This window comes from Mesorhizobium sp. M0518, from assembly GCF_040321125.1.
Classification (GTDB): Bacteria; Pseudomonadota; Alphaproteobacteria; order Rhizobiales; family Rhizobiaceae; genus Mesorhizobium.
On sequence record NZ_JAMYQY010000005.1, the window covers coordinates 127,265 to 149,368 of the forward strand.

The following is a 22,104-nucleotide window of genomic DNA, read 5'->3' on the forward strand; positions in this document are numbered from 1 at the left end:
GGACTTCTCACCTGCAAAGCCGGGTTCGGTCAGAACAATGGTTGTCAGCCCCTTGCTAGGGCTTTTGTGAAGCGCTCGCTAGTGCGCCGTCATTTTGACGATGACTGGAATGGCCGCGATCATCAGCACCACCGGCAGGATGCACACAACAACCGGCACCGACATCTTGGCCGGCAAAGCGTGCGCCTTTTCCTCGGCCAACGACATACGCTTATGGCGCATGTCGTCGGAGAAAACGCGCAGCGCCCCCGACAGGCTGGTGCCGAGTTCCTTGGACTGCTGCAGCAATGTGGCGAAGGAACGCACCTCGTCCAGGCTGAGGCGGTCGGCGAGCGCCTTCAGCGCATCGTCGAGGCTGCGCCCGGCCCTCAGCTCCAGCGACACCAGCTGCAGGTTCTGGCTGAGCGCGGGATAGGTCTTGGCGAGTTCCTTGGAGACGCGCTCTATGCCCGCCTCCATGCTCATGCCGGCATCCGAGCAGACAATCATCAGGTCCATGAAATCGGGAAAGCCGTTGCGGTACTCACGCCTGCGCTCCCGCACTTTCTGGCTCAACACCAGGCCGGGCAGGAAATAGCCGGCCGCTCCCGACAGGATGACGAATGTCCAGCGACTGGCCATCGTCGCGTCCGGGCTGGCCATCCACCGGTTGAGCACAAACACACCGATTGCCGTGCCGATCATCGCGCTGAACCGGATCAGGAAGAACGTGCCGACAGCACGCGGCTCCATGTAGCCCGCCTGGATGAGCTTCATGCGCAGCCGGGCGACATTTTCCGGATCGCTCCTGGCGTAGAATTCTTGCGCCCGCTTCACCGCCTTCTCGCGCACGACGCCGGTATTCTTCTTCTGCACCGGCTCTGGTTTGGCGGCCACGGGACCGTTGTCGACCCTGAGCCGGCGCATGACCTCGTTGCGGTCGCCCTTCGCCATGACAACAGGCCAGGCAACAGCGGCAGCACCCGCCGCCAGCAGCAGGATGGCCACCGGCATCAACGAGATCGGTGCAAGCGAGGCGAGGAATTCGATGAAGCCCTGCATGTCAGAACTTGAAATTCGACATCTTGAACATCATCAGATTGCCCAGCATCAGCCAGGTGATAGACCCACCGAGCAGGTACCAGGTTTTCGCCTCGCCCCAGACGTCGCTGTAGAAGCCCGGCATCAGCGCCATGATAGCGGTGAACAGCAACGCCGGCACCGCCGTCAGTATGTAGGCCGACATCCGGCCTTCTGTCGCAATTGCGCGCACCTTGCGGCGCAGTTTGCCGCGCTCGCGGATCGTCGTCGCCAGGCCGTCAAGGATCTCGCGCAGATTGCCGCCCGAACTGGTCTGGATCGAGACAGCGGTGACGAACAGCGGCAGATCCTCCTGGCCGACCCGGTCGAACAGCGAGTTCAACGCCGAAACCAGATCGGAGCCATAGGTCACCTCGTCGGCGATGACGCCGAACTCGGTGCCGATCGGGTCGGGCATCTCGCGCGCGACCATGGCGATCGCCACCGGCACCGGATGGCCGGCCTTTAGGCCACGCGTGATCAGTTCCAGCGCCTCCGGCAACTGCATGCCGAACCGCTTCACCCGGCGCTTGCGCTTGAAGCGCAGCGTGATCACTGGCAGCACCGGCACAAGCACCACAAACAGCACAAGCCCCATCAGCGGCGGCAAGCCGTACCAGATGGCGACCAGGGTCATCGCCATCGCCACGCCGCAGGTGATCATCAGGAATTTCGACAGCGGCATGATCATGCCCGACTGGGTTCGCAAAGCGCGGAACCGATCCAGCGAAAACAGCGGCGTGCCTGCATCGAGGCCGCGTTCCTTGCGCAGTTGGACAAGCACCTGCTCTTGGGTGATCTTGCTTTCCTGCAGTTTCATGCGCCGGTTGATGGCGGTGCGTTTGTCGCTGCGACCGGCGTAAAGCAGGTAGCAGGCCTCGGCGATCAGGATGCCGGTCAGCGCGGCCGCGGCATAAACTACATAGATCGCGCTCATTCCATCGAACACTTGGCTACTCCTGCGGCCGGCCGGGTTCGAAATATCGTCCAGGAAACTCGATGCCCATAGCGCGCAGATCCTCAAGGAAGCGCGGCCGGATGCCGGTCGCCTCGTAGTGCCCCAGAATCCTGCCGTCGGCCTCCATGCCGGTGCGCACGAAGCGGAAGATCTCCTGCATCTGGATGACATCTCCTTCCATGCCGGTCACCTCGGCGACACTGGTCACCTTGCGCTTGCCGTCGGACAGGCGCGTCAGCTGAACGATCAGGTCGAGCGCGCTGGCGATCTGGCTGCGGATCGACTGTACCGTCATCGGCATGCCGGTCATGCCAAGCATCTGCTCGAGCCGCGAAATGGCGTCGCGAGGCGTGTTGGCATGAATGGTCGCCATCGACCCTTCGTGGCCGGTGTTCATCGCCTGCAGCATGTCGAAAGCCTCCTCGCCGCGGCACTCGCCGAGAATGACGCGGTCGGGGCGCATGCGCAGTGCGTTCTTGACCAGGTCGCGCTGCTTCAGCTCGCCATGGCCTTCGATGTTGGCTGGCCGCGTCTCCATGCGCGCGACATGCGGCTGCTGCAGCTGGAGTTCGGCCGCGTCCTCGATGGTGATCAGCCGCTCGTCTTCCGGAATGAAGGCCGACAGCGCATTGAGCATGGTCGTCTTGCCGGTGCCGGTGCCGCCCGAAATGATCGTCGTCTTGCGGGCATGCACGGCCGCCGCCAGCACTTCGGCCATGTTCTGGGTGATGGCGCCGAATTCGACCAGTTTGTGCAGACCGAGCTTGTTCTTGGAGAACTTGCGGATCGACACCAGCGGCCCATCGACCGCAACCGGGCGGATGGCCGCGTTGAAGCGCGAGCCGTCCAGCATGCGGGCATCGACCATCGGCTGCGATTCGTCGACGCGGCGACCGACCGCGGCGACGATCTTGTTGACGATGCGCAGGAGATGCGCCTCATCCTTGAACGGAATGTGTACCGGCTGCAGCTTGCCCTTCTTTTCGACAAAGCAGTTCATGTGGCCGTTGATCAGGATGTCGTTGATGTCGGGGTCCTTGAGCAGCGGCTCGAGCGGACCGAGGCCGACCATCTCGTCGACGATGTCGTCGACCAGTGCGTCGAGCTCGACGGTGTTGATCGCCATCCGCTCCTGCTTGGTCTTTTCCGACACGAAATCATGCACTTGCCGGCGCATCTCTTCCTTCGGCAAACGTTCCAGCGCGACAAGATTGATCTCTTCGAGCAGCAGCCTGTGGATACGCACGCGCGCATCGAGCACCTTGTTGGCATTCTTTGCCGGCGCAGTGTCCGGCTTTGCCGGCAAAGCCTTTCGGCTGGTCGGAATGACGACGGCATGATGGGCGACCGGCGTCGTCTCAGGCGCGCGCTGCTGCGGACGCGCATCTCGGTTCTGCAGGGCGGAGAAGCGGCTGGTCATCCGGCTTTCCTCTTCAGCAATCCACGGCCCATACCAAACAGCGAGCGCGATTTCGCGCGGGTTGGGACCGCTTCTTCCGGCAGGATGATCTTCTTCAGGTCGTTGACGACATTGGCGTTGGGATCGATCTCGTGCAGCGGCACTCCGCGATCGACCGCTTCGCGCACCAGCCGGTAGTTGTTGGCGATGCCGCCGACGAAATGCTCGCCGAGAATTTCCTGGACGTCCGCCTGCTTGATGCCGTTATCGAACATCTTCTGTTCGAAACGATTGACGATAACGTTCGGCTTCACTTCCTTGCCGGCAGTCTCGTAGACCGCCTGGATCAGCCGCTGCGTGTGGCGCAGGCACGGCACCGTCATTTCCGCGACGATGTAGAGCTTGTTGGAACCGAGCAGCACGGTTTCCGTCCATGGAAACCAGGTGCGTGGCATGTCGATGACGACATTGTCGAAATAGGCCGAAACGAGGTCCAGCATGCGCACCACGACATCGGTCTTGAACGAGCGCATCTCTGCCGGATGCGCCGGTGCCGCCAGCACGCACAGCCCGCTGGCATGCTTGGACAGCATCACGTCGAGCAGTTGGCGGTCGAGACGCTCGGGCTGGTTCTCGATCTCGGTGATGTCGAAACGCGGTTCGAGGTCGAGATATTCGGCACAGGCGCCCTGCTGGAAATTGAGATCGACGACGCAGGTCGACGCGCCGCGCGTCACCGAGTGATGCAGCTGAAAGGCGGTCTGCAGCGCCAGCGTCGTGGTGCCGACGCCGCCCGCGGCAGGCATGAAGGTGTAGATCTGCGACTCGCTGTTTTCCTCCCGACCGGGTCCCTGCAGCGCCCTCACCACGGAGCGCACCAGATCGGCGGTGGTGATCGGCTTGACCAGGAAATCCGCGACCTTGAGCTGCACGAGAATACGCACCGCGGCCGCGTTGAACTCCTGGGTGACGACGACGACAGGAACCTTGTCCTCCAGCCGGCGCATGATGCGCTGCAGCGACTCGACCTCCTCCAGCCTTGCCGCATCCATGTCGACGATGATGGCGCCGAAGTCGGCTTCCTGGATCTCGCCGCGCAACTCGGTAACGTTCTTCTCCACTGTCGAGAGCTGTATGATCTCGGAGGCGGAAAACGCGGTGCGCGTGTCCTGCGCAAACGTCCTGTCGGTCGATACGAGCAGGATCTTCCTGGTCTTGATGCCGTTTGCCATTCTGTCAGCCTGTCAGGTCGATCGACCGTTGGATCAGTTGCCCGTGGGATCAATTGGTCGTGCTGGACTGCGACGCCTTGGCACCGGCCGCCTGATCGGGTGTTACGGCCGCGGCACTGCCTCGTTGGGCCGGCACCAGGAGCCTGGTGTTCTGGACCCCGTATTTCCAGGGATCGACCATCTGCATGACGGTGTTGGCGGCCTGCGCATTTCCGGCGCCGGCCGTCGGCCCTTCGCTGCGCACATAGTCGTCGCTGGTGCAGCCAGCGGTAAAGCCGGCCAGCAGCAAGGCGACGCTCGATCCAAAGACCAGACGCATGGCTTCAATCCTTCGGCAGGTCGAGGAAATGCCCAGCCGAAGCGGCCGCTGCAGGTTGAGTGACGCGGCCGTCTGCCAGCGCCACGGTGCGACCGGTATCGGCGCCCTTCACTTCCTCGGTGTTGTTGAGAAAATAATCGGCGTTGCTGGCCGGCTGCGTGCCATCGGTCGGCTCGACGAGCTTCTTCGACGGATCGACCGGCTTGACCAGATAGGGCGTTACGATGATGACGAGGTCGGTCTCGCGCCGCTGATAGGATTTCGACGAGAACAGCGCCCCAAGCACCGGCATCTTGCCGAGGCCGGGAATGCGCGACGTGGTGATGTCGTTCTGCGACTGCAGCAATCCGGCGATCATAAAGCTCTGGCCGTTCTTCAGGTCGACCGATGTCCTGGCACGGCGCACGATGAAACCGGGCACCGAAATGCTGCCTATGTTGTAGGAGGCAGACGCGTCGATCGAGGAGACTTCCGGCGCGATGTCCAGGCTGACCAGCCCGTCCTTCAGAACCGTCGGCGTGAAATCCAGGCTGACGCCGTACTTCTTGTAGCTGACCGAGATCTTGCCGTCGTCCTCGGAGACCGGGATCGGGAACTCGCCGCCGGCGAGGAAGCTCGCCGTCTGGCCGGACCGGGCGATCAGGTTCGGCTCGGCCAGCCGCCGCGCCAAGCCGCGCTCTTCCAGCGCTTTGATGGCGATATCGATGGAGACGCCATTCGACAGCAGCTTGCCGATGATCTCGCCTGTTCCCGCGCCCTGTATCGATCCGGCCGGCAGCGTGACGTCGCGGCCACCCATGCCATAGGCGAAATTGGCGGCGTATTTGGCGCCGAGATCCTGGCCCGCCTGGCGGTTGATTTCGACAAAGCGGACGTTGAGCTGGACCTGCTGCGACGACGAGATGTTGACCGAGTTGATCACCTCTTCAGTGCCGGAAAAGCGCGTCGCGATCTTGTTTGCCTTTTCGGCGGCGACCGCGTCATCCGCCTCGCCCGACAGCACGACCCGGCCATTGGCCGATCCGACCTTGATCCTGGCATCCGGCACGCTGGCGCGAATGGTGCTGGCCAACTGGTCTGTGTCGAGCGTCACCTCGATGTCGACAGTGCCGACAAGCTGCTTTTTCTCATCGAACAGGGCAATGCCGGTGGTGCCGAGATTGTTGCCGAGCACATAGAAGGATTTGTCGGTCAGCGGATTGACGTTGGCGATCTCCGGATCGCCGATGACGATCTGGTAGAAGGCGGCACTGGTCATGATCGTCTTCGGCTTGCCCTTGGCGACCTTGATTGACGCATTCTTGGTCGACGACACATAGACGATCTCGTTGTCAGCCCTCGCCGAGGCGCCGAAGGCCAGCATCGCGGCAGCAGCCAGCGAAGACGCGACAGCCGCCGCACGCAAAACGCGCAACCGCCCCATGACCCGATATGTGAACAGCCCGAACATTGTCCCGTCCCTCACCCAGTCCCCACTGGCTTATTTCTGGTCCCGCGAAGGAACCTGGTATTCCTCGGCCTTTGTGCCGCGCGTTACGATGACCGTCTTGAACTTCGGCTTCTCCGGCTCTTTCACCACGGCATCGAACAGCGAGCCGGCAGCGGCCTGCACGTTCGAGGCGGCCGATCCACCGAACGAAGAGATGGTGGTGACGCCGCCCTTGCCGTCGCCGCCTTCGCTGGCCGAGCGCAGCGACAGCGACAGCGTACCGACAGTGCGGGCCAGCGCCACTTTCTGCGCGCCGTCGGTCGTCACCTCGATGGTCACCGAATTGGAAATCTGCGGCGTCGTCTGGCGCTCGTCGGCACCTTGCCCGACGCTCAGCACCTTGGCATCGGCAACGACAATCTCGGAGGTGACCGTCGATCCGGCCGCACCCTGTGCATTCTTGGCCACTTCCTGAATTTCGCCGGCATCGCGCGTCAGCACGACATCAACGCGGTCGCCCGGTGTGACGAAGCCGCCGACACCTGCTATCTCGTCGGTGCGGATGGTGACCGCCCGCATTCCGGGCGTCATCATGTTGGAGAGTGTCGCGCGGCCGTTCGGACCGGACAGCTTGGTCAGCAGTACCGGTTCGTTGACCTCGATCGGCGACAGCACCACGCGGCTGCCATCGGCAAGCACCGCATTGATGGTGGTGAAGGCGCCCTGCGGCACGGCCTCTTGCGACCACGGGATTTCGCTGAGCTGCGCGCGGTCGAGCGCCATGCCGTAGCGCAATGGGGCATTCGCCACCACGATGGTCTTGAACTCGACCTTCGGCACGACAGCTGCCGGAATAGACGACGTCTTCTCTTCGGAATCGGCCTTGGCCTGGCTTTTGACCCAGAAATCCGCGGCAAAGATCGAGATCGCCCCGAAAACGGCGGCGATGCCGATCATCGATATGGCCTTGCCCCTCACGCCGAAACCCCTGATGCCCGCAGTTTCTTGTTTTGTTGGGCTTAACCCTAGGCGGCATTGTTAAAGAATCAGGAATCCTGCACCGCGGTATCGGACCTATTTCCGCCGGCTTGGTTATCGAATGGTTTTGGAGTAAGAGGGGCCATATCCCCGAACGGAACAGGAACCTCGGTCGCTTGGCGCTGAAAAGCGTGGCAGTATCGCGAGGTGATTCGCAGCATCGGACTCTATGGCAGGCATGGACGATCTTTTCGGCAATGACGACAACAAGCCGCAGCCGGTTCGCGCGCCAGCGCGCCCTGCGGATCCACTGGTGGTGCAAGCCACCAAGCGTCCTGCCTCGACCAAGGACGGCAGCGAGGGCTATAGCGCCGCCGACATCGAGGTGCTGGAAGGGCTGGAGCCGGTGCGCCGACGGCCAGGCATGTATATCGGCGGCACCGACGACAAGGCGATGCACCATCTGTTCGCCGAGGTCATCGACAATTCGATGGACGAAGCGGTGGCCGGCCATGCCACCTTCATCGATGTCGAGCTCTCGGCCGATGGCTATCTCGCCGTGACCGACAATGGCCGCGGCATCCCGATCGATCCGCACCCGAAGTTCAAGAAGCCGGCGCTTGAAGTGATCATGACGACGCTGCATTCGGGCGGCAAGTTCGACTCCAAGGTTTACGAGACATCAGGCGGCCTGCATGGCGTCGGCGTGTCCGTGGTCAACGCGCTGTCGGACCATCTCGAGGTCGAGGTCGCGCGGGGACGGCAACTCTATCGGCAAAAATTCTCGCGCGGCGTTCCCGTGACCGGGCTGGAACAGTTGGGCGAGGTCCACAACCGGCGCGGCACAAAGATCCGCTTCCACCCCGACGAGCAGATTTTCGGCAAGGGCGCGGCGTTCGAACCGGCGCGGCTCTACCGCATGACGCGCTCGAAAGCCTATCTGTTCGGTGGTGTCGAGATCCGCTGGACCTGCGATCCGTCGCTGATCAAGGAAAAGGACCAGACACCGGCCAAGGCGGAATTCCATTTTCCCGGCGGCCTGAAGGACTATCTCAAGGCATCGCTCGGCGACGACTTCCAGGTGACGCGCGAAATCTTCGCCGGCAAGAGCGAGAAACAAGGCGGCCATGGGTCGCTGGAATGGGCGGTGACCTGGTTCGGCGGCGACGGCTTCATCAATTCCTACTGCAACACCATCCCGACCGGCGAAGGCGGCACACACGAGGCCGGCTTCCGCAACGTGCTGACGCGGGGCCTGCGCGCCTATGCCGATCTCGTCGGCAACAAGCGCGCCTCGATCGTCACCTCGGAAGACGTCATGATCTCGGCGGCGGGCATGCTGTCGGTGTTCATCCGCGAGCCGGAATTCGTCGGCCAGACCAAGGACAGGCTGGCGACGATCGAGGCGATCCGCATCGTCGAGACCGCGATCCGCGACCCGTTCGACCATTGGCTGGCCGACAACCCGCAGGAAGCCTCGAAGCTGCTCGAATGGGTGATCGCGCGCGCCGACGAGCGGGTACGCCGGCGCCAGGAAAAGGAAGTGTCGCGCAAGAGCGCGGTGCGCAAATTGCGGCTGCCGGGCAAGCTCGCCGACTGTACGCAGAATGCCGCGGCCGGCGCTGAACTGTTCATCGTCGAAGGCGACTCGGCCGGCGGCTCGGCCAAGCAGGCGCGCGATCGCGCCAGCCAAGCGGTGTTGCCATTGCGCGGAAAAATCCTCAACGTTGCCAGCGCCGGCAACGACAAGCTTGCCGGCAACCAGCAGATTTCGGACCTGATCCAGGCGCTCGGCTGCGGCACGCGGTCGAAATACCGCGACGAGGATTTGCGCTACGACCGCGTCATCATCATGACCGACGCCGATGTCGACGGCGCCCACATCGCCTCGCTGCTGATCACCTTCTTCTACCAGGAGATGCCGGCGCTGGTGCGCGGCGGCCACCTTTACCTGGCGGTACCGCCGCTATACTCGATCAGGCAAGGCGGCAAGGTCGCCTATGCCCGGGATGACGCGCACAAGGACGAGCTTATGCGCACCGAATTTACCGGGCGCGGCAAGGTCGAGCTTGGCCGCTTCAAGGGTCTGGGCGAGATGATGGCGGCCCAACTCAAGGAAACCACCATGGATCCGAGGAAGCGCACGCTGCTTCGGATCGATGTGATCGACGCCGAGGCGGCGACCAAGGACGCCGTCGATGCATTGATGGGCACCAAGCCGGAGGCCCGCTTCCGCTTCATCCAGGAACGCGCCGAATTCGCCGAGACGGAAGTGCTGGATATCTAGCCACCAGCCGGTCCATAACAAGGCTCCAGTTGCGGAGACGAGCATGTGACCTGGGCGCGGCTGAAAGGCTATTTCGAGACGAGTTTAGCCGGCTTGACGCAACCGACGCGTTCGGACTGGATTTTCTCGCTGCGCACTGTTTCGGCTGGCCTGATCGCTCTGCTAGCCGCCTATGCGCTGAAGCTCGACCATCCGCAATGGGCCATGATGACGGTGTTCATCGTCGCCCAGCCGGTTGCCGGCATGGTACTGGCGAAGGGCTTCTACCGGCTGCTCGGCACGCTGGTCGGCGGCATCGCCGCGATCGGCATCACCACCGTTTGCGGCACCAACCCCTGGGTGCTGGTAACGGTGCTTGCCGTCTGGATCGGCATCTGCACCTTCGTCTCGTCGCTGCTGCGCAATCCGGAAGCCTATGGCGCCGCCCTCACGGGCTACACCGCAATGATCATCGGCCTGCCCGCTTTCGGACAGCCGCATCTCGTCGTCGACCTCGCGGTCGCGCGCTGTGCCGAGATCGTGCTTGGCATTGTCTGCGCCGGCCTGACCAGCCGCCTGATCCTGCCAAAACTGGCCAGCGACGCCATCGTCTCGCGCCTGAAACGCTGCATCCTTGATCTTGCCACCTATGCCGGCGGTGCGTTCTCCGGCGGCGACCCGGCAACGCTGTCCGCGCTGCACCGAAAGCTGATCACTGATGCCCAGACGCTCGGCGAGATGCGCGCCTATGCCAGGCTCGAAGCGCCAAGCTTCGCGCCGCGCGCCCATCCAGTCCGGCGCACCATCGGACAGCTGCTCTCCGCGCTCTCGGCGGCACGCGCGCTGCATTCGCACGCCGCCCCGAAGAATGCGGCGCTCATTCCGGTGCGCTCGGAATTACAATCGCTGGTCAGCGAGCTGGCGACCAAGCCCGGCGCGCTGGACGATACGGCGCTGTGGGTGGCTCGGCTCGATGCGATTGCCGGAAACGCCCGGCAAATGCCCGATACCTCGACCGACCAGGGCAACGACAGGATCGGCACTATCACCCGCCTGACCATCGCCGCCGATTTCGCCGATGCGCTCAAGCAGGTGCTGCGCGGCCTCGACGCCCTGCGCGCGCCTGCCACGCGTCCGGCCCGGGGCAGCAGGCAGCCTGCGCTGGTGGTGCATCGCGATTACGCCGGCGCATCGCGTAACGCCTTGCGTGCTGCCCTTGCCACGCTGCTGGTCGCTGCCTTCTGGCTGACGACGAAATGGTCGGAAGCGGCCGGTACGGTCATTCTCGTTGCTGTCGTATCGAGCCTGTTTGCTGCTCGCCCCGACCCTGTGCAGGTCGCCTGGGGTTTCTTCAAGGGAACGCTTCTGGCGCTGCCGTTTGCCTTTCTCGTCGGCCAGATCGCATTGCCTGCCCTGCCCGGCTTCGGCTGGTTCATGCTGTTTGTCGTGCCCATCCTTGTACCGACGGCGTTGGCCATGGCCAATCCACGCTATGTCGGCGTGGCGACGGCCTTCGCCATCAACTTCCTTGCCTTCCTGAGCCCCCACCAGGCGATGACCTACGATCCCGGACCCTTCTTCGCCGGTTCGGCGTCGATCCTGGTCGGCATCCTGCTGGCGATCGGTGTCTTCATCGTCGTGCTACCCGCCGATCCGTGGCTCGCGGCCAACCGCATCGTGCGCGCCATGCGCGAGGATCTGGCGCGGCTTTGCCTGCATGAGCGCGTGCCGAGACGTTCGGCCTTCGAGAGCCTCGCCTACGACCGCATCAACCAGCTGATGCCGCTGGTGCAGAATGCCGGTCAGAAGGGCGATGCGGTTCTGGGCGGCGGAGTCGCCGCCGTCACCGTCGGCCTGGAGGTCCTTCGGCTGCGCGATGCAAGCCAAAGCCATGCCATTCCATCCGAGACCGCGCTTTCGATCGCCAACTTCCTGAGGGGACTGGCGCGCGAACTGCTTTTCCGCGCCCCCAGCGATCCGCAGACCTCGACCGTCGCCGTCGCCCGGCAGTACGCAGCGAACATCGCCGAGCGAAACGGCACCAGCGAATTGCTTCAAATCGCAGCATCGCTGCGCATCATCGCCGCCGCGATTGAGGATTTCCCGGACTTTTTCGCGAGGGATAAAGGTTAAGCTGCCGCTATCGCCAGCGCGTGGCCTCGCGCGTTTTCGCGCAGCGCGTCGAGATGGATCGACTTGACCAAGGCGGCGAGATCACCCTCGGCGGATTGACCGCCCACCTCCTTGAGCATCAGCCAGCTGACCTCCTGCACACCGGCGACGCGCTTGCCGTTGGCAACCTCGCGCCAGATCTTCAGCGCACGCAGGATGATGGCATGGGTGACTGCGGCGAGTCCGGCGCTGCGGAACAGCGCCTGCAAGGCCACGTCGTGCCCGCCGGCCAGCAGCGCTCTTACCCTTTGTTCGGATTGCTGGCTGAGCGCGACCAGCGCCGAGCCGAAGAAATCGACCTTGCCATGCGCGATGGTGCGGATCAGAAAGCTCGCGGTAAGGTCGCCACGCAGCCTGAGATGCTCGATCAGGGCCGCATGTTCTTCCTGGCGCGTGCCTTCGATCAGCGTCACGGAAGCCTTGACGCAGGCGTCGCGCATGACGCGGTCGGCTCGCGCCGCGCCCATCATCGCCATCACCAGTGGCGACGTTTTCAACATTTCGCCAAGCTTGACGAGCAGCATATGCCGGCAGTCGGCCGGCAGCCTGATATCCGATATCAGCGCCTCGCGCACCAGCGGCAGGTGCCCATGCCGTTCGGCCATGCGGCGGAAGCTGAGCGAGGCGATGTCGGCGCCGCTGTTGGCGAGCAGCACGGCGCAGGCGTCCGCCTCGCCGATCTCGGCGATGGCCGCCGACAGCGCCATCGAGACGAGTGGCCGGTCGGCGATCAATTTCTGCGTCGCCTTCGGACTTGAAGCCACGCGGTTGATCAGGTCGGCGTCGGTGAGCAGCGGCGAGCGCGCCAACACCACGCCGGCGACTTCCGGCTGGTCGGAGGCCAGCACGCTGATGATCTGCATTGGCGCGTGGTGGCTCATCGACAGCGCCTCGGCCATCGCCAGCCGCACCTTCGACGAGGCATCGTCGAGCAACAGCGTCAGCGCCGCCTCGGCGGCGCAACGGTCCTCGAAAGGCAATTCGGAATTGATATAGGCCCGGGCCAGAGCGCTCGCCGCCGCGGCACGCTCCGACACCCTGGCCGTGTAGATCCATTTCAGGAAATGCGAAACAACAACCATGCCCGCCTGCTTACGCCCCTTGTCAGAAGCTTCTGACCCACTGACGACCGTAGGCAGAATTGGTTTACGAACCGTTCACCATGTTCATTAACTGGCTTGCGAGCCTGATTTGCAGCGCCTATCACCGTCAAGCACCTGGGGAGAAGAAATGGCCGGGCTTTATCTCGAAGAGTTCGTTGTCGGCCATGTCTTCCAGCACACGCTGCGCAAGACCGTTACCGAAAGCGACAACATGCTGTTTTCGGTAATGACGCTGAACCCGCAGCCGCTGCACATCGACTTCGATTTCGCCGCCAAGAGCGAATGGGGCAAGCCGCTGGTCAACTCGCTGTTCACGCTCGGCCTGATGATCGGCATTTCGGTCAATGACATCACAGTCGGCACTACGGTCGCCAATCTCGGCATGAAGGAGACCGTGTTTCCGCATCCGGTCTTCCATGGCGACACCATTCGCGTTGAGACGACAGTCATCTCGGTGCGCGAGTCCAGGTCGAAACCCGATCGCGGCATCGTCGAATTCGAGCATCGCGCCTACAACCAGCATGGCGACCTTGTCGCCAAATGCACGAGGCAAGCGATGATGCTGAAGAAGGCGGCCTGACGCATGCGTTCTTTGCTGTTCGTCCCCGGTGATTCCGAGAGGAAGCTGCAAAAGGGGTTTGGTGCCGGCGCCGACGTGGTCATCGTCGACCTTGAGGATTCCGTGGCGCCGCACAACAAGGCGCTGGCACGCGAGGTGGCGGCGCGCTTCATCCTAGAACGCAGGGCGCAAACCAGTTCAGCCATCTATGTCAGGGTCAACGACCTGTCGACCGCGCTGACGGATGACGATCTGGCGGCGTTGGTGCCGGCACGACCCGACGGCATCATGCTGCCCAAGTCGAACAGCGGCCAGGATGTGCAGCACCTGTCGGCAAAGCTCAGGGTGCGCGAGGCCGAAAACGGCTTGGCCGACGGCGCGATCAAGATCCTGCCGATCATCACAGAAACGCCGGCAGGCGTGCTGGCGGCTGCGACCTATGCCGGGACAAGCGCGCGGCTTGCCGGCCTCACCTGGGGCGCTGAAGACCTGTCGGCGGCGATCGGCGCGCGCAGCGCCCGCGACGAGCATGGCCGCTACGCGGACGTGTTCCGTCACGCTCGCACCATGACCATACTTGCCGCCGGTGCGGCGGAGGTCGAGGCGATCGACACCGTCTTCCCGAATTTTCGCGACATGGCGGCCTTCGAAGCGGAATGCACCGAGGCCGAGCGCGATGGCTTCACCGGCAAGATGGCGATCCACCCCGATCAGGTGCCGGTCATCAACGCCGCCTTCACGCCGTCGGTCGACGCCGTGAGACAATCGGCGGCAATCGTTGCCGCGTTCGCGGCAGCGGGAAGTCCCGGCGTCGTCAACATCGACGGCAGGATGTTCGACCGCCCGCACCTGCGGCTAGCCGAGGGGCTTCTGGCGCGGGCAAAGGCGGCAGGTGTTTCCGCCTGAGCGCCTGCTACCAAACCAACGGGATCAGGCGGTAACGGACCCGGGCCACATAGTCGTCATAGCCGCGCAGGCCGGTGCGAAGCGTCTTCTCTTCAATGAAGGTGCGGATGGCCAGGAGAACGACGATCACGAGTACCGACGCCAGCCCCCACCAGGAACCAAGCAGAAGTGCCGTGCCGGCGAAGAAGAGGATGGCGCCGGCGTACATCGGATGGCGGACGTAGCTGTAAGGCCCCGTGGAGATCACATGTTGTCCGCGTTCATCCTGGATCTTCACCACGGGCGCCGCGAAACTGTTCTCCAGCATCGTCAGATAGCAGATCCAGATTCCGAGCAGCAGGACGAGCGCGCCGACCACCTGCACCCAGACGGGAACCACGGACCAGCCGAAACGGACGTCGAACCCCATGAATATCTGCGAACCAAAGATAGCGAACAGTAGTATGGACAGCAGGACCTTGTCGGCCGTGTCCTGATTCTTTTGGATGGGAGAACTCAGCCGCTCATTCATCAGGCCGGGATCGCGCCTTGCCAGCGCCACGCCCAAGGTGAGACTGAGCCCCACCATCCCCACCAGATAGACCCACGCCCCCGGCCAGTGCAGCGTGCTGGCCGACAGGAAGAGCAAGGCGCCCATGGCGCCAAACCAGACGAATGTTTGAAGGACCAATTTCGCGATCATGATCGACCTTTCATGATATCCACTCACTTGCGCTAGCAATTTTAGACCATCGGTCTACCATACCGACCAATGGTCTGTAATTCAAGCGAGCTGTGAAGAAGGTTCATCATGCCCCGTATCATCAAGCATCCAGAGTTCAGGCGAGAAGAACTTCTGGACCATGCCCAGACGCTTTTCCTGACGCAGGGCTATGACAAAGCGAGCCTCAACGACGTGATTGCGTCCGCCGGCGTCTCCAAGGGCGCCTTCTATCACTACTTCCCCTCCAAGGAGGCTCTTCTGGAAGCCTTGGCCGATCGCTTTGCAAGACAGGCACTGGCTGGGGTGCAAGACATAATCGACGATCCGGGCCTAGACCCGCTTGGCCGCCTGAATGGCCTGCTCAGCCGGTCGCGGCGGGCCAAGATCGAGACCGCGCCGGAAGCTTGGACTCTTTTCGAGACGATGTTTCGGCCTGAGAATCTGGTGCTTTTCCACCGTATCAATCTGGCCGCCAGCGCTTCGTTTTCACCTCTGCTGGTCAAGATCATCAGGCAAGGGATCGAAGACGGCACTTTCAGGACCTTCGATCCGGAAGGTGTTGCCGACATCGTCATGCAGTTCGGCATGGCCACGCATGACGTCGTTGCCAAGGCAATTGCCGGCGGCAGCGACGCCGACATGGAGGTCGCGATCGAGGCCCTGGAGAAACGCGTCAGGCTCTACGAGATCGCTCTCGACCGCATACTGGGCCTGCCCGATGGAAGCATCCGGATCGGCGAGCCCGGCTATGTGCGCACCGTCATGACGGCCAGGCGGCGAAAGAGTGCCGGCAAGGCGCTGGCCAAGCCTGATATCTAGTCCTTGTCCCAGCGCGGCCGGCGCATCGAAAACACCTGGTCGACGCTGGCATAGTCCATATAGCCGAGACGAGCGACATTGCCGGCCTTGGTGATGTCGAACAGGCCGTCACTGAGGAAGGCGTCGTCGATATGCACGCCGACCACTTCACCGGCGACGACGACGGCACTTGTCGGCGATCCGTCCAGCGCCTTTGGCCGAAAAACTTCCGTCACCCGGCATTCGAGCGCTGCCGGCGCTGCCGCCACGCGCGGCGGCGCCACCAGGCGCGACGGCGCCATCGCAAGATCGGCATAGACGAACTCATTGACGCCGCGCGGAGCATTGACCGATGTGCGGTTCATCTTCTCCGCGAGATCGCGGCTGACGAGATTGGCGACGAACTCGCCGGTTTCCTGCGCGAAGGAGGCGCTGTCCTTCTCGCCTTCGGAGGAGAACCAGACGATGAACGGTCGCGTCGAGACGGCATTGAAGAAGGAGTATGGCGCGAGGTTGATCTCACCAGCCCCGTTCAATGTCGAAATCCAGCCGATCGGACGCGGCGCCACGATCGCCTTCGACGGGTCGTGCGGCAGGCCGTGGCCCTTTGAAGGTTCGTAGAACATTCAGCCCGCCCACGGCCCCGAATAGTCACTGTACAGCTTTGCCGGATCGGGCCGGGGCCGCTCCGGTGCCGGGCCGGCATAGGAGCCGATATGGATGAAGCCGATGACGCGCTCCTGCGGCGCCAGCCCCAGCAGCGCCCTGCCCTCCGGCACATCTGAATACCAGTTGCTGATCATGTTGGTGCCATAGCCCAGCGCGTTGGCTGCTGTCATCAGGTTCATCGCCGCCATGCCGCCCGACAGGAACATTTCCCATTGCGGGATTTTTGGATTCTCCCGGGGGATAGATACTACGCCGATCACCAGCGGCGCGCGCGAGAACCGCGCCAGTTCCTGATTGCGGCGGCCTTCCGGCAATGGGCCCTCCCGCTGCTCTGCAAGCGCTGCCAGTTGCCTGCCGATCCCGACGCGGGCGTCGCCACGATAGACGATGAAGCGCCAGGGCTCCAATCGGCCATGGTCGGGCACCCGCGAAGCAGCAGTGATCATCGTCGCGATCTCCGCATCGCTCGGCGCCGGCTCCTTCAGATCAGGAATCGGAGCGGAGTTTCGGGTCAGCAGGAAATCGATGATCGGCGACGCCATGGGCGCAAGTCTCCTGAACATTCTGTTTTGAGCTGAAGCGCACCATCGGGAATTCGGCGGCTCGGGCATTGACGCGGGATACGCCGGACGGAAGAGAGTCGTATCGATCGGACTCTTAAGCCTTGAAATTGCCACCGCCATGGGCTTCAACGCAAGGCATGTTTGAGGGGACTGTCCGTCTTTTCCTGATCTGGCTCGGTGCCCTGCTGTTGATGGCGCCGGTTTCGTTCGCCATGGCGCAGAACGTCGACGGTGTTAGCAACCTGAAGCTTCCGGGAATTTCGAGCTACGCGACGCCGAAAGGCGAGACGTCACTGGCACTAAGCGGCGGCGGCGCCATCACGCTGTCCGCCCAGCTGACCGACAAGGGTTCCGACATCACGCGCGGCATCGTCTGGCGGGTCTTCAAGCCCGAAGCCGTCAACGGCAAATTGCCGATGGTCGCCTCCTCCCATGGCGGCACCGCCGTCTTCCAGCTCGAGCCTGGCAGCTATCTGGTTCACGCCTCCTACGGCCGGGCTGGAGCCACCAAGCGCATCACTGTCGGCAAGGACGCCAAGCGCGAAAGCCTCGTGCTCGATGCCGGCGGCCTCAAGCTCGACGCCGTGCTGTCCGGCGGCGTGCGCATTCCACCGAAGAAGCTGCGCTTTTCGATCTACGAGGGCACCGCCGAGGCCAATGGCGACCGCGCGCTGATCATTCCCGATGTCGAGCCCAACAGTGTCGTGCGGCTCAACGCCGGCATCTACCATGTCGTCTCGACCTATGGCGCGGTCAACGCGGTCATCCGCTCCGACATCCGCGTCGAGGCCGGCAAGCTGACCGAAGCCACCGTCGAGCACCACGCCGCCGAGATCACGATGAAGCTGGTGCGTGAGACCGGTGGCGAGGCGATCGCCGATACGTCCTGGTCGCTGCTCAACGAATCCGGCGATCCGATCAAGGAAACCGTCGGCGCCTTCGCCTCTATGGTGCTGGCCGAGGGCGACTACACCATCATCGCCAAGAACCGCGACCGCATCTATCAGAAGGATTTTACGGTCGTGGCCGGGCAGAACCAGGAAATCGAGGTTCTGGCCACCGAGGCCGCGGCGATGGACCCTGAGGAAGGCGCTGATTAGACCAGACTGCAGTTCGCAATCCCTACCAGAGGAATCAGGTGTCTGCTTCATCCTCTGAACTGGCCGGATAATCCTGTCCGCCGTAGAGCACACGCAGGATGACCACGGTGTCACCGTTGACCCGGAAAACGATAGATACGCGGCGTTCAAAACCGACGATGCGGACGCCGGGGCCAACAGCGTCGCGCACGGTCCCGCGCTCCGGGAAGGTGGACAGCGCCATACACGCGGCCTCTATGCGGTTGACGTAGTCGCCGGCACGCCGATTCCCGCTGTCGTTTTCGATGTAATTGTAGATGGCGAAGAGGTCGGCTTGAGCCGCTGGCCTGAAGACGACCTTATGCGTCACGCTTAGAGGCCTTCATGCGGTCCGCATGATGGGCGCGCAACGCTTTGAAGACGTCTTCTGCCGGGATGTCCGGACGCGGGTCGTCAAGGGCTTCCTGGACCTTGGCGTGCATAACAGCGGTGATGATCTGCTCCTCGCGATCGAGGGCGCGTAGCGCCGCGCGCATGACTTCGCTGGCGGAATCGTAGGCGCCCGAGGCCAGACGTGCGTCGACGCTGCTCTGCTGGCGGCCGAGGGTCACGGTGATTGGTTTGCTGGTTCTCATGGCAAGTTCGTTTCTTGCCTCCTTATAGCACCGCAACGTTACAGTGTCATACTATTTTCTGAACGGACGGTCGAGTCTCGGCCCCTCGTGAGCCGGACGTTTGTTGCCTCAAGCAGCCAGCTTGGTCCGCGCCGGCAGGAACGGAATCCGGCGGCGCCTCACGACTGGCGCAAGGTCGAACACGCCGCGATAAAGGCGGTCGAGCAACGCCTTGCGGTCGCGCAATGGCTCCAGTTCGCTCCAGCTCAGCATCTTGCCGACACGCACGTCGATCGCCTTGCCGGACAACCGCGCGAATTCGTGGATGAGCAGCGACGTGCGCAATGTCACCGAGGCCTTGCCGATGAATTTCGCCACCCGGCCGTCGCTCTCAGCCATGTTCATCGGGCCGCTGACCAGATGGAACAGCCTGCCGTTCTGCCCGGAAAAATGCATCGGGATGACCGACGCTTTGGCCTCCTGGACGAGACGGGCCGGAAACATCTTCCACGGCAGGTCGCGCGCCCGGCCAAAACCTTTTGGCGCGGTGGCGACACCGCCGGCCGGAAACACCACGATGGTGACGCCCTCCTTCAGCAGCCGCACCGCTTCATGGCGCACGGCCATGTTGTTCTTCAGCGCGTCCTTGGTCTCGGAAAAGTCGATCGGCAGCGAGTAGGGCTCCATCTCGCGGATCTTGAGCAGGTCCTTGTGGATCATCACCCGGAACGGCCGTCCGAGCTGCTCGGCCAGCGACAGCACGGCAATGCCGTCACCGATGCCGAACGGATGATTGGCGACGATCACCAGCGGCGTATCAGGCAATTGCGCTGGCGGCCACTGATCTGCCGTCCGCACGCGGACGTCGATCAGGTCGAGCATGCGGCTGAACACACGCTCGCCGGTCGGCACGACCTGGCGGCGCCAAAAATCGTAAAGCGCGGTGTAGCGGTCGCGGCCCGACAGGCCTTCGATCGAATGGATGAACCAGCGCGTCAGCGCCGGCTGGCGCGGATTGGCATAGGAAAGCTCGGGAAAGGGTCGTTCGCGCGATTTCAGCTTGAGCATAGGGGTTCGTTACAAGGTCGGCGTGACAAGGATATGAAAATGGCGGTGGATCGCTCCACCGCCATTTGGCCGAAAAACTATGCCGATCAGGCAGCGCGTTTGCGCCTGCGGTCGGGCGTGACGGCTTCTTCGGTCAATTGCGCGATCGCCTGGTCAAGGCCAAGCGATTCCTGGTCGCGTGAGCCCAGCCGGCGCATGTTGACCGTCTGCTCTTCCGCCTCGCGCTTGCCGCAGACGAGGATGACCGGAACCTTGGCCAGCGAGTGTTCGCGGACCTTGTAGTTGATCTTCTCGTTGCGCAAATCCGCTTCCGCCAACAGCCCGGCGGCCTTCAGCTTTGCCACCACTTCGGTCGCATAGCCGTCGGCATCCGAGGTGATCGTCGCCACCACCACCTGCAGCGGCGCGAACCACAGCGGGAAATGGCCGGAATAGTTCTCGATCAGGATGCCGAGGAAGCGCTCCATCGAACCGCAGATGGCGCGGTGCACCATCACAGGCTGCTTCTTCTCGGAATCGGAGCCGATATAGAAGGCGCCGAACCGTTCCGGCAGGTTGAAGTCGACCTGCGTCGTGCCGCACTGCCATTCGCGGCCGATAGCATCCTTGAGCACATATTCGAATTTCGGTCCGTAGAAGGCGCCTTCGCCCGGATTGATCGAGGTCTTGATGCGATTGCCGGATCGTGTCCTGATCGTCTCCAGCACGCTGCCCATGATTGCTTCGGCGTGATCCCAGGCTTCGTCGGTGCCGACGCGTTTGTCGGGCCGCGTCGAAAGCTTGACGCTGATTTCGTCAAAACCGAAATCAGCATAGGTCGACAGGATCAAATCGTTGATGCGCAGGCACTCTGCGGCCAGCTGCTCCTCGGTGCAGAAGATGTGCGCATCGTCCTGCGTGAAGCCGCGCACACGCATCAGCCCGTGCAGCGCGCCCGACGGCTCGTAGCGATGCACATTGCCGAATTCCGCAAGCTTCACGGGTAGATCGCGATAGGACTTCAACCCATGCTTGAAAATCTGCACATGGCCCGGACAGTTCATCGGCTTCAACGCGAAGACCCGGTCGTCATCGGTGTCGTCGCCGGCGACCGTCACCTTGAACATGGCGTCGCGATACCAGCCCCAATGGCCTGACGTCTCCCACAGGCTCTTGTCGAGCACCTGCGGCGCGTTGACCTCCTGATAGCCCTGCTCGTCGAGGCGGCGGCGCATGTAGTTGACCAAGTTCTGGAACATCTTCCAGCCCTTGGCATGCCAGAAGACGACGCCCGGTCCCTCTTCCTGGAAATGGAACAGGTCCATCTCGCGGCCGATCTTCCTATGGTCGCGCTTCTCGGCCTCCTCCAGCATCATCTGGTAGGCTTCGAGCTGCGCCTGGTCGGCCCAGGCCGTGCCGTAGATGCGGGTCAGCATCGGGTTGTTCGAATCCCCGCGCCAATAGGCGCCGGCCACCTTCATGAGTTTGAAGGCATTGCCGATCTGCCCGGTCGAGGCCATGTGCGGGCCACGGCAGAGGTCGAACCAGTCGCCCTGCGCATAGATCTTGAGATTCTGATCCTCAGGAATGGCGTCGATCAGCTCCAGCTTGTAGCGCTCGCCCTTGTCGGCAAAGACTTTTTTCGCCCTGTCGCGCGACCACACTTCCCTGGTGAACGGCTTGTTGCGCGCGATGATCTCGCGCATCTTCTTCTCGATCACCGGAAAATCGTCAGGCGTGAACGGCTCGTTACGGGCGAAGTCGTAGTAGAACCCGTTCTCGATCACCGGCCCGATGGTCACCTGCGTTCCCGGCCACAATTCCTGCACGGCTTCTGCCAGCACATGGGCCGCGTCGTGGCGGATCAGCTCCAGCGCGCGCGGGTCGTCGCGGGTGACGATCTCGACCTTGCCGGACTTGCCGAGCGGATCGCTGAGATCGCGAACGGTGCCGTCGATCGCATAGGCGACCGCCTTCTTGGCCAGCGATTTCGAGATCGATTCGGCGAGGCCGGCACCGGTCATCGCCGCGTCGTATTCGCGGACGGAGCCATCGGGAAATGTCAGGGAAACGGAATTCAGCATATATATCTCCTATCCAGTCCCGCAAACGAGCGCGGGTGGTTGAAATGCATGTCGCCCAAAAGTGTATGGCGGTTTTGGGTTACGATATGCATAGGGAAAAGCCGGATGCGTCCGGCAGCGGCTGTCTTTTATGGACAGATTCCGCCTCCGTAAAGCCCGGCTCAAAT

At 62.9% G+C, this 22,104-nt stretch carries 21 protein-coding genes; 6 read left to right on the forward strand and 15 right to left on the reverse strand.

Features of this window, described 5'->3' with window-relative positions:
- Positions 1-78: 78 nt before the first annotated feature.
- The 7 genes from NKI66_RS09020 to cpaB are packed head-to-tail and all read right to left on the reverse strand — an operon-like array spanning position 79 to position 7,374.
- The gene (locus NKI66_RS09020; protein WP_023810507.1) at positions 79-1,041 is read right to left on the reverse strand and encodes a type II secretion system F family protein; all 963 of its coding nucleotides are present in this window, start codon (positions 1,039-1,041) and stop codon (positions 79-81) included.
- Between the two features lies 1 nt (position 1,042).
- Positions 1,043-2,008, reverse strand: coding sequence for a type II secretion system F family protein (locus NKI66_RS09025; RefSeq protein ID WP_023810506.1), 966 nt, complete (start codon positions 2,006-2,008; stop codon positions 1,043-1,045).
- 4 nt (positions 2,009-2,012) lie between these two features.
- Positions 2,013-3,437, reverse strand: a complete 1,425-nt coding sequence (locus NKI66_RS09030) for a TadA family conjugal transfer-associated ATPase (protein WP_023810505.1) — start codon at positions 3,435-3,437, stop codon at positions 2,013-2,015.
- Positions 3,434-4,648, reverse strand: coding sequence for a CpaE/TadZ family protein (locus NKI66_RS09035; RefSeq protein ID WP_023810504.1), 1,215 nt, complete (start codon positions 4,646-4,648; stop codon positions 3,434-3,436). Before NKI66_RS09035 ends, NKI66_RS09030 begins: the two co-directional genes overlap by 4 nt.
- A 49-nt stretch (positions 4,649-4,697) precedes the next feature.
- Positions 4,698-4,967: a hypothetical protein gene (locus NKI66_RS09040; RefSeq protein ID WP_128303365.1), complete on the reverse strand. Its 270-nt coding sequence runs from the start codon at positions 4,965-4,967 to the stop codon at positions 4,698-4,700.
- A gap of 4 nt (positions 4,968-4,971) precedes the next feature.
- The gene (locus NKI66_RS09045; RefSeq protein ID WP_502897886.1) at positions 4,972-6,390 is read right to left on the reverse strand and encodes a type II and III secretion system protein family protein; all 1,419 of its coding nucleotides are present in this window, start codon (positions 6,388-6,390) and stop codon (positions 4,972-4,974) included.
- A gap of 57 nt (positions 6,391-6,447) precedes the next feature.
- Entirely contained in the window at positions 6,448-7,374 is a 927-nt protein-coding gene (cpaB, locus tag NKI66_RS09050; RefSeq protein ID WP_245273189.1) for a Flp pilus assembly protein CpaB, read from the reverse strand.
- Positions 7,375-7,603: 229 nt separating this feature from the next.
- Here cpaB and parE point away from each other — a divergent pair, with 229 nt between their 5' ends.
- Positions 7,604-9,661, forward strand: a complete 2,058-nt coding sequence (gene parE, locus NKI66_RS09055) for a DNA topoisomerase IV subunit B (RefSeq protein ID WP_023810500.1) — start codon at positions 7,604-7,606, stop codon at positions 9,659-9,661.
- Positions 9,662-9,706: 45 nt separating this feature from the next.
- A complete protein-coding gene (locus tag NKI66_RS09060) occupies positions 9,707-11,773 on the forward strand; it encodes an FUSC family protein (RefSeq protein ID WP_352751481.1) in 2,067 nt (688 codons plus the stop codon).
- On the opposite strand, the gene NKI66_RS09065 is transcribed toward NKI66_RS09060, so the two are convergent.
- Positions 11,770-12,894, reverse strand: coding sequence for a DUF2336 domain-containing protein (locus tag NKI66_RS09065; protein ID WP_352552897.1), 1,125 nt, complete (start codon positions 12,892-12,894; stop codon positions 11,770-11,772). The two genes, NKI66_RS09060 and NKI66_RS09065, sit on opposite strands and share 4 nt — an antisense overlap.
- A gap of 148 nt (positions 12,895-13,042) precedes the next feature.
- On the opposite strand from NKI66_RS09065, the gene NKI66_RS09070 reads away from it, so the two are divergent.
- Positions 13,043-13,495 carry a MaoC family dehydratase gene (locus NKI66_RS09070; protein WP_140760577.1) on the forward strand — a complete coding sequence of 151 codons (453 nt, stop codon included), beginning with the start codon at positions 13,043-13,045 and terminating at the stop codon, positions 13,493-13,495.
- A 3-nt stretch (positions 13,496-13,498) separates the two neighbouring features.
- The gene (locus NKI66_RS09075; protein WP_352751482.1) at positions 13,499-14,380 is read left to right on the forward strand and encodes an HpcH/HpaI aldolase/citrate lyase family protein; all 882 of its coding nucleotides are present in this window, start codon (positions 13,499-13,501) and stop codon (positions 14,378-14,380) included.
- 7 nt (positions 14,381-14,387) lie between these two features.
- Here NKI66_RS09075 and NKI66_RS09080 read toward each other — a convergent pair whose 3' ends face one another.
- Entirely contained in the window at positions 14,388-15,062 is a 675-nt protein-coding gene (locus tag NKI66_RS09080; protein ID WP_352751484.1) for a methyltransferase family protein, read from the reverse strand.
- A 108-nt stretch (positions 15,063-15,170) separates the two neighbouring features.
- On the opposite strand from NKI66_RS09080, the gene NKI66_RS09085 reads away from it, so the two are divergent.
- Positions 15,171-15,902, forward strand: coding sequence for a TetR/AcrR family transcriptional regulator (locus NKI66_RS09085; protein WP_352751486.1), 732 nt, complete (start codon positions 15,171-15,173; stop codon positions 15,900-15,902).
- Here NKI66_RS09085 and NKI66_RS09090 read toward each other — a convergent pair.
- Both NKI66_RS09090 and NKI66_RS09095 read right to left on the reverse strand, forming a co-directional pair.
- Positions 15,899-16,507, reverse strand: coding sequence for a flavin reductase family protein (locus NKI66_RS09090; RefSeq protein WP_352751488.1), 609 nt, complete (start codon positions 16,505-16,507; stop codon positions 15,899-15,901). The genes NKI66_RS09085 and NKI66_RS09090 overlap by 4 nt on opposite strands.
- On the reverse strand, positions 16,508-17,092 hold the full coding sequence (locus NKI66_RS09095) for a nitroreductase family protein (protein WP_352751490.1): 585 nt from the start codon (positions 17,090-17,092) through the stop codon (positions 16,508-16,510).
- Positions 17,093-17,250: 158 nt separating this feature from the next.
- Here NKI66_RS09095 and NKI66_RS09100 point away from each other — a divergent pair, with 158 nt between their 5' ends.
- Positions 17,251-18,213, forward strand: coding sequence for an RgsD C-terminal domain-containing protein (locus NKI66_RS09100; protein WP_352751492.1), 963 nt, complete (start codon positions 17,251-17,253; stop codon positions 18,211-18,213).
- A gap of 34 nt (positions 18,214-18,247) precedes the next feature.
- Here the strand turns inward: NKI66_RS09100 and NKI66_RS09105 are convergent, their stop codons facing one another.
- The 4 genes from NKI66_RS09105 to thrS form a co-directional block, all read right to left on the reverse strand.
- The gene (locus NKI66_RS09105; RefSeq protein WP_023810490.1) at positions 18,248-18,562 is read right to left on the reverse strand and encodes a type II toxin-antitoxin system RelE/ParE family toxin; all 315 of its coding nucleotides are present in this window, start codon (positions 18,560-18,562) and stop codon (positions 18,248-18,250) included.
- Positions 18,552-18,827, reverse strand: coding sequence for a type II toxin-antitoxin system ParD family antitoxin (locus NKI66_RS09110; protein ID WP_023810489.1), 276 nt, complete (start codon positions 18,825-18,827; stop codon positions 18,552-18,554). Before NKI66_RS09110 ends, NKI66_RS09105 begins: the two co-directional genes overlap by 11 nt.
- 108 nt (positions 18,828-18,935) lie before the next feature.
- Complete coding sequence (locus NKI66_RS09115) at positions 18,936-19,874, reverse strand: lysophospholipid acyltransferase family protein (RefSeq protein ID WP_023810488.1); 939 nt, start codon at positions 19,872-19,874, stop codon at positions 18,936-18,938.
- 86 nt (positions 19,875-19,960) lie between these two features.
- Positions 19,961-21,937 carry a threonine--tRNA ligase gene (gene thrS / locus NKI66_RS09120; RefSeq protein ID WP_023810487.1) on the reverse strand — a complete coding sequence of 659 codons (1,977 nt, stop codon included), beginning with the start codon at positions 21,935-21,937 and terminating at the stop codon, positions 19,961-19,963.
- Positions 21,938-22,104 lie beyond the last annotated feature (167 nt).

Coding starts and splice junctions, on each gene's coding strand:
- NKI66_RS09040 (WP_128303365.1), bottom strand. CDS start 4,967: ATGCGTCTGGTCTTTGGATCGAGCGTCGCCTTGCTGCTGGCCGGCTTT.
- NKI66_RS09020 (WP_023810507.1), bottom strand. CDS start 1,041: ATGCAGGGCTTCATCGAATTCCTCGCCTCGCTTGCACCGATCTCGTTG.
- NKI66_RS09045 (WP_502897886.1), bottom strand. CDS start 6,390: ATGGGGCGGTTGCGCGTTTTGCGTGCGGCGGCTGTCGCGTCTTCGCTG.
- NKI66_RS09110 (WP_023810489.1), bottom strand. CDS start 18,827: ATGAGAACCAGCAAACCAATCACCGTGACCCTCGGCCGCCAGCAGAGC.
- parE (WP_023810500.1), top strand. CDS start 7,604: ATGGCAGGCATGGACGATCTTTTCGGCAATGACGACAACAAGCCGCAG.
- NKI66_RS09080 (WP_352751484.1), bottom strand. CDS start 15,062: ATGATCGCGAAATTGGTCCTTCAAACATTCGTCTGGTTTGGCGCCATG.
- NKI66_RS09090 (WP_352751488.1), bottom strand. CDS start 16,507: ATGTTCTACGAACCTTCAAAGGGCCACGGCCTGCCGCACGACCCGTCG.
- NKI66_RS09070 (WP_140760577.1), top strand. CDS start 13,043: ATGGCCGGGCTTTATCTCGAAGAGTTCGTTGTCGGCCATGTCTTCCAG.
- NKI66_RS09030 (WP_023810505.1), bottom strand. CDS start 3,437: ATGACCAGCCGCTTCTCCGCCCTGCAGAACCGAGATGCGCGTCCGCAG.
- NKI66_RS09075 (WP_352751482.1), top strand. CDS start 13,499: ATGCGTTCTTTGCTGTTCGTCCCCGGTGATTCCGAGAGGAAGCTGCAA.
- NKI66_RS09065 (WP_352552897.1), bottom strand. CDS start 12,894: ATGGTTGTTGTTTCGCATTTCCTGAAATGGATCTACACGGCCAGGGTG.
- NKI66_RS09035 (WP_023810504.1), bottom strand. CDS start 4,648: ATGGCAAACGGCATCAAGACCAGGAAGATCCTGCTCGTATCGACCGAC.
- thrS (WP_023810487.1), bottom strand. CDS start 21,937: ATGCTGAATTCCGTTTCCCTGACATTTCCCGATGGCTCCGTCCGCGAA.
- NKI66_RS09085 (WP_352751486.1), top strand. CDS start 15,171: ATGCCCCGTATCATCAAGCATCCAGAGTTCAGGCGAGAAGAACTTCTG.
- NKI66_RS09095 (WP_352751490.1), bottom strand. CDS start 17,092: ATGGCGTCGCCGATCATCGATTTCCTGCTGACCCGAAACTCCGCTCCG.
- NKI66_RS09100 (WP_352751492.1), top strand. CDS start 17,251: ATGTTTGAGGGGACTGTCCGTCTTTTCCTGATCTGGCTCGGTGCCCTG.
- NKI66_RS09115 (WP_023810488.1), bottom strand. CDS start 19,874: ATGCTCAAGCTGAAATCGCGCGAACGACCCTTTCCCGAGCTTTCCTAT.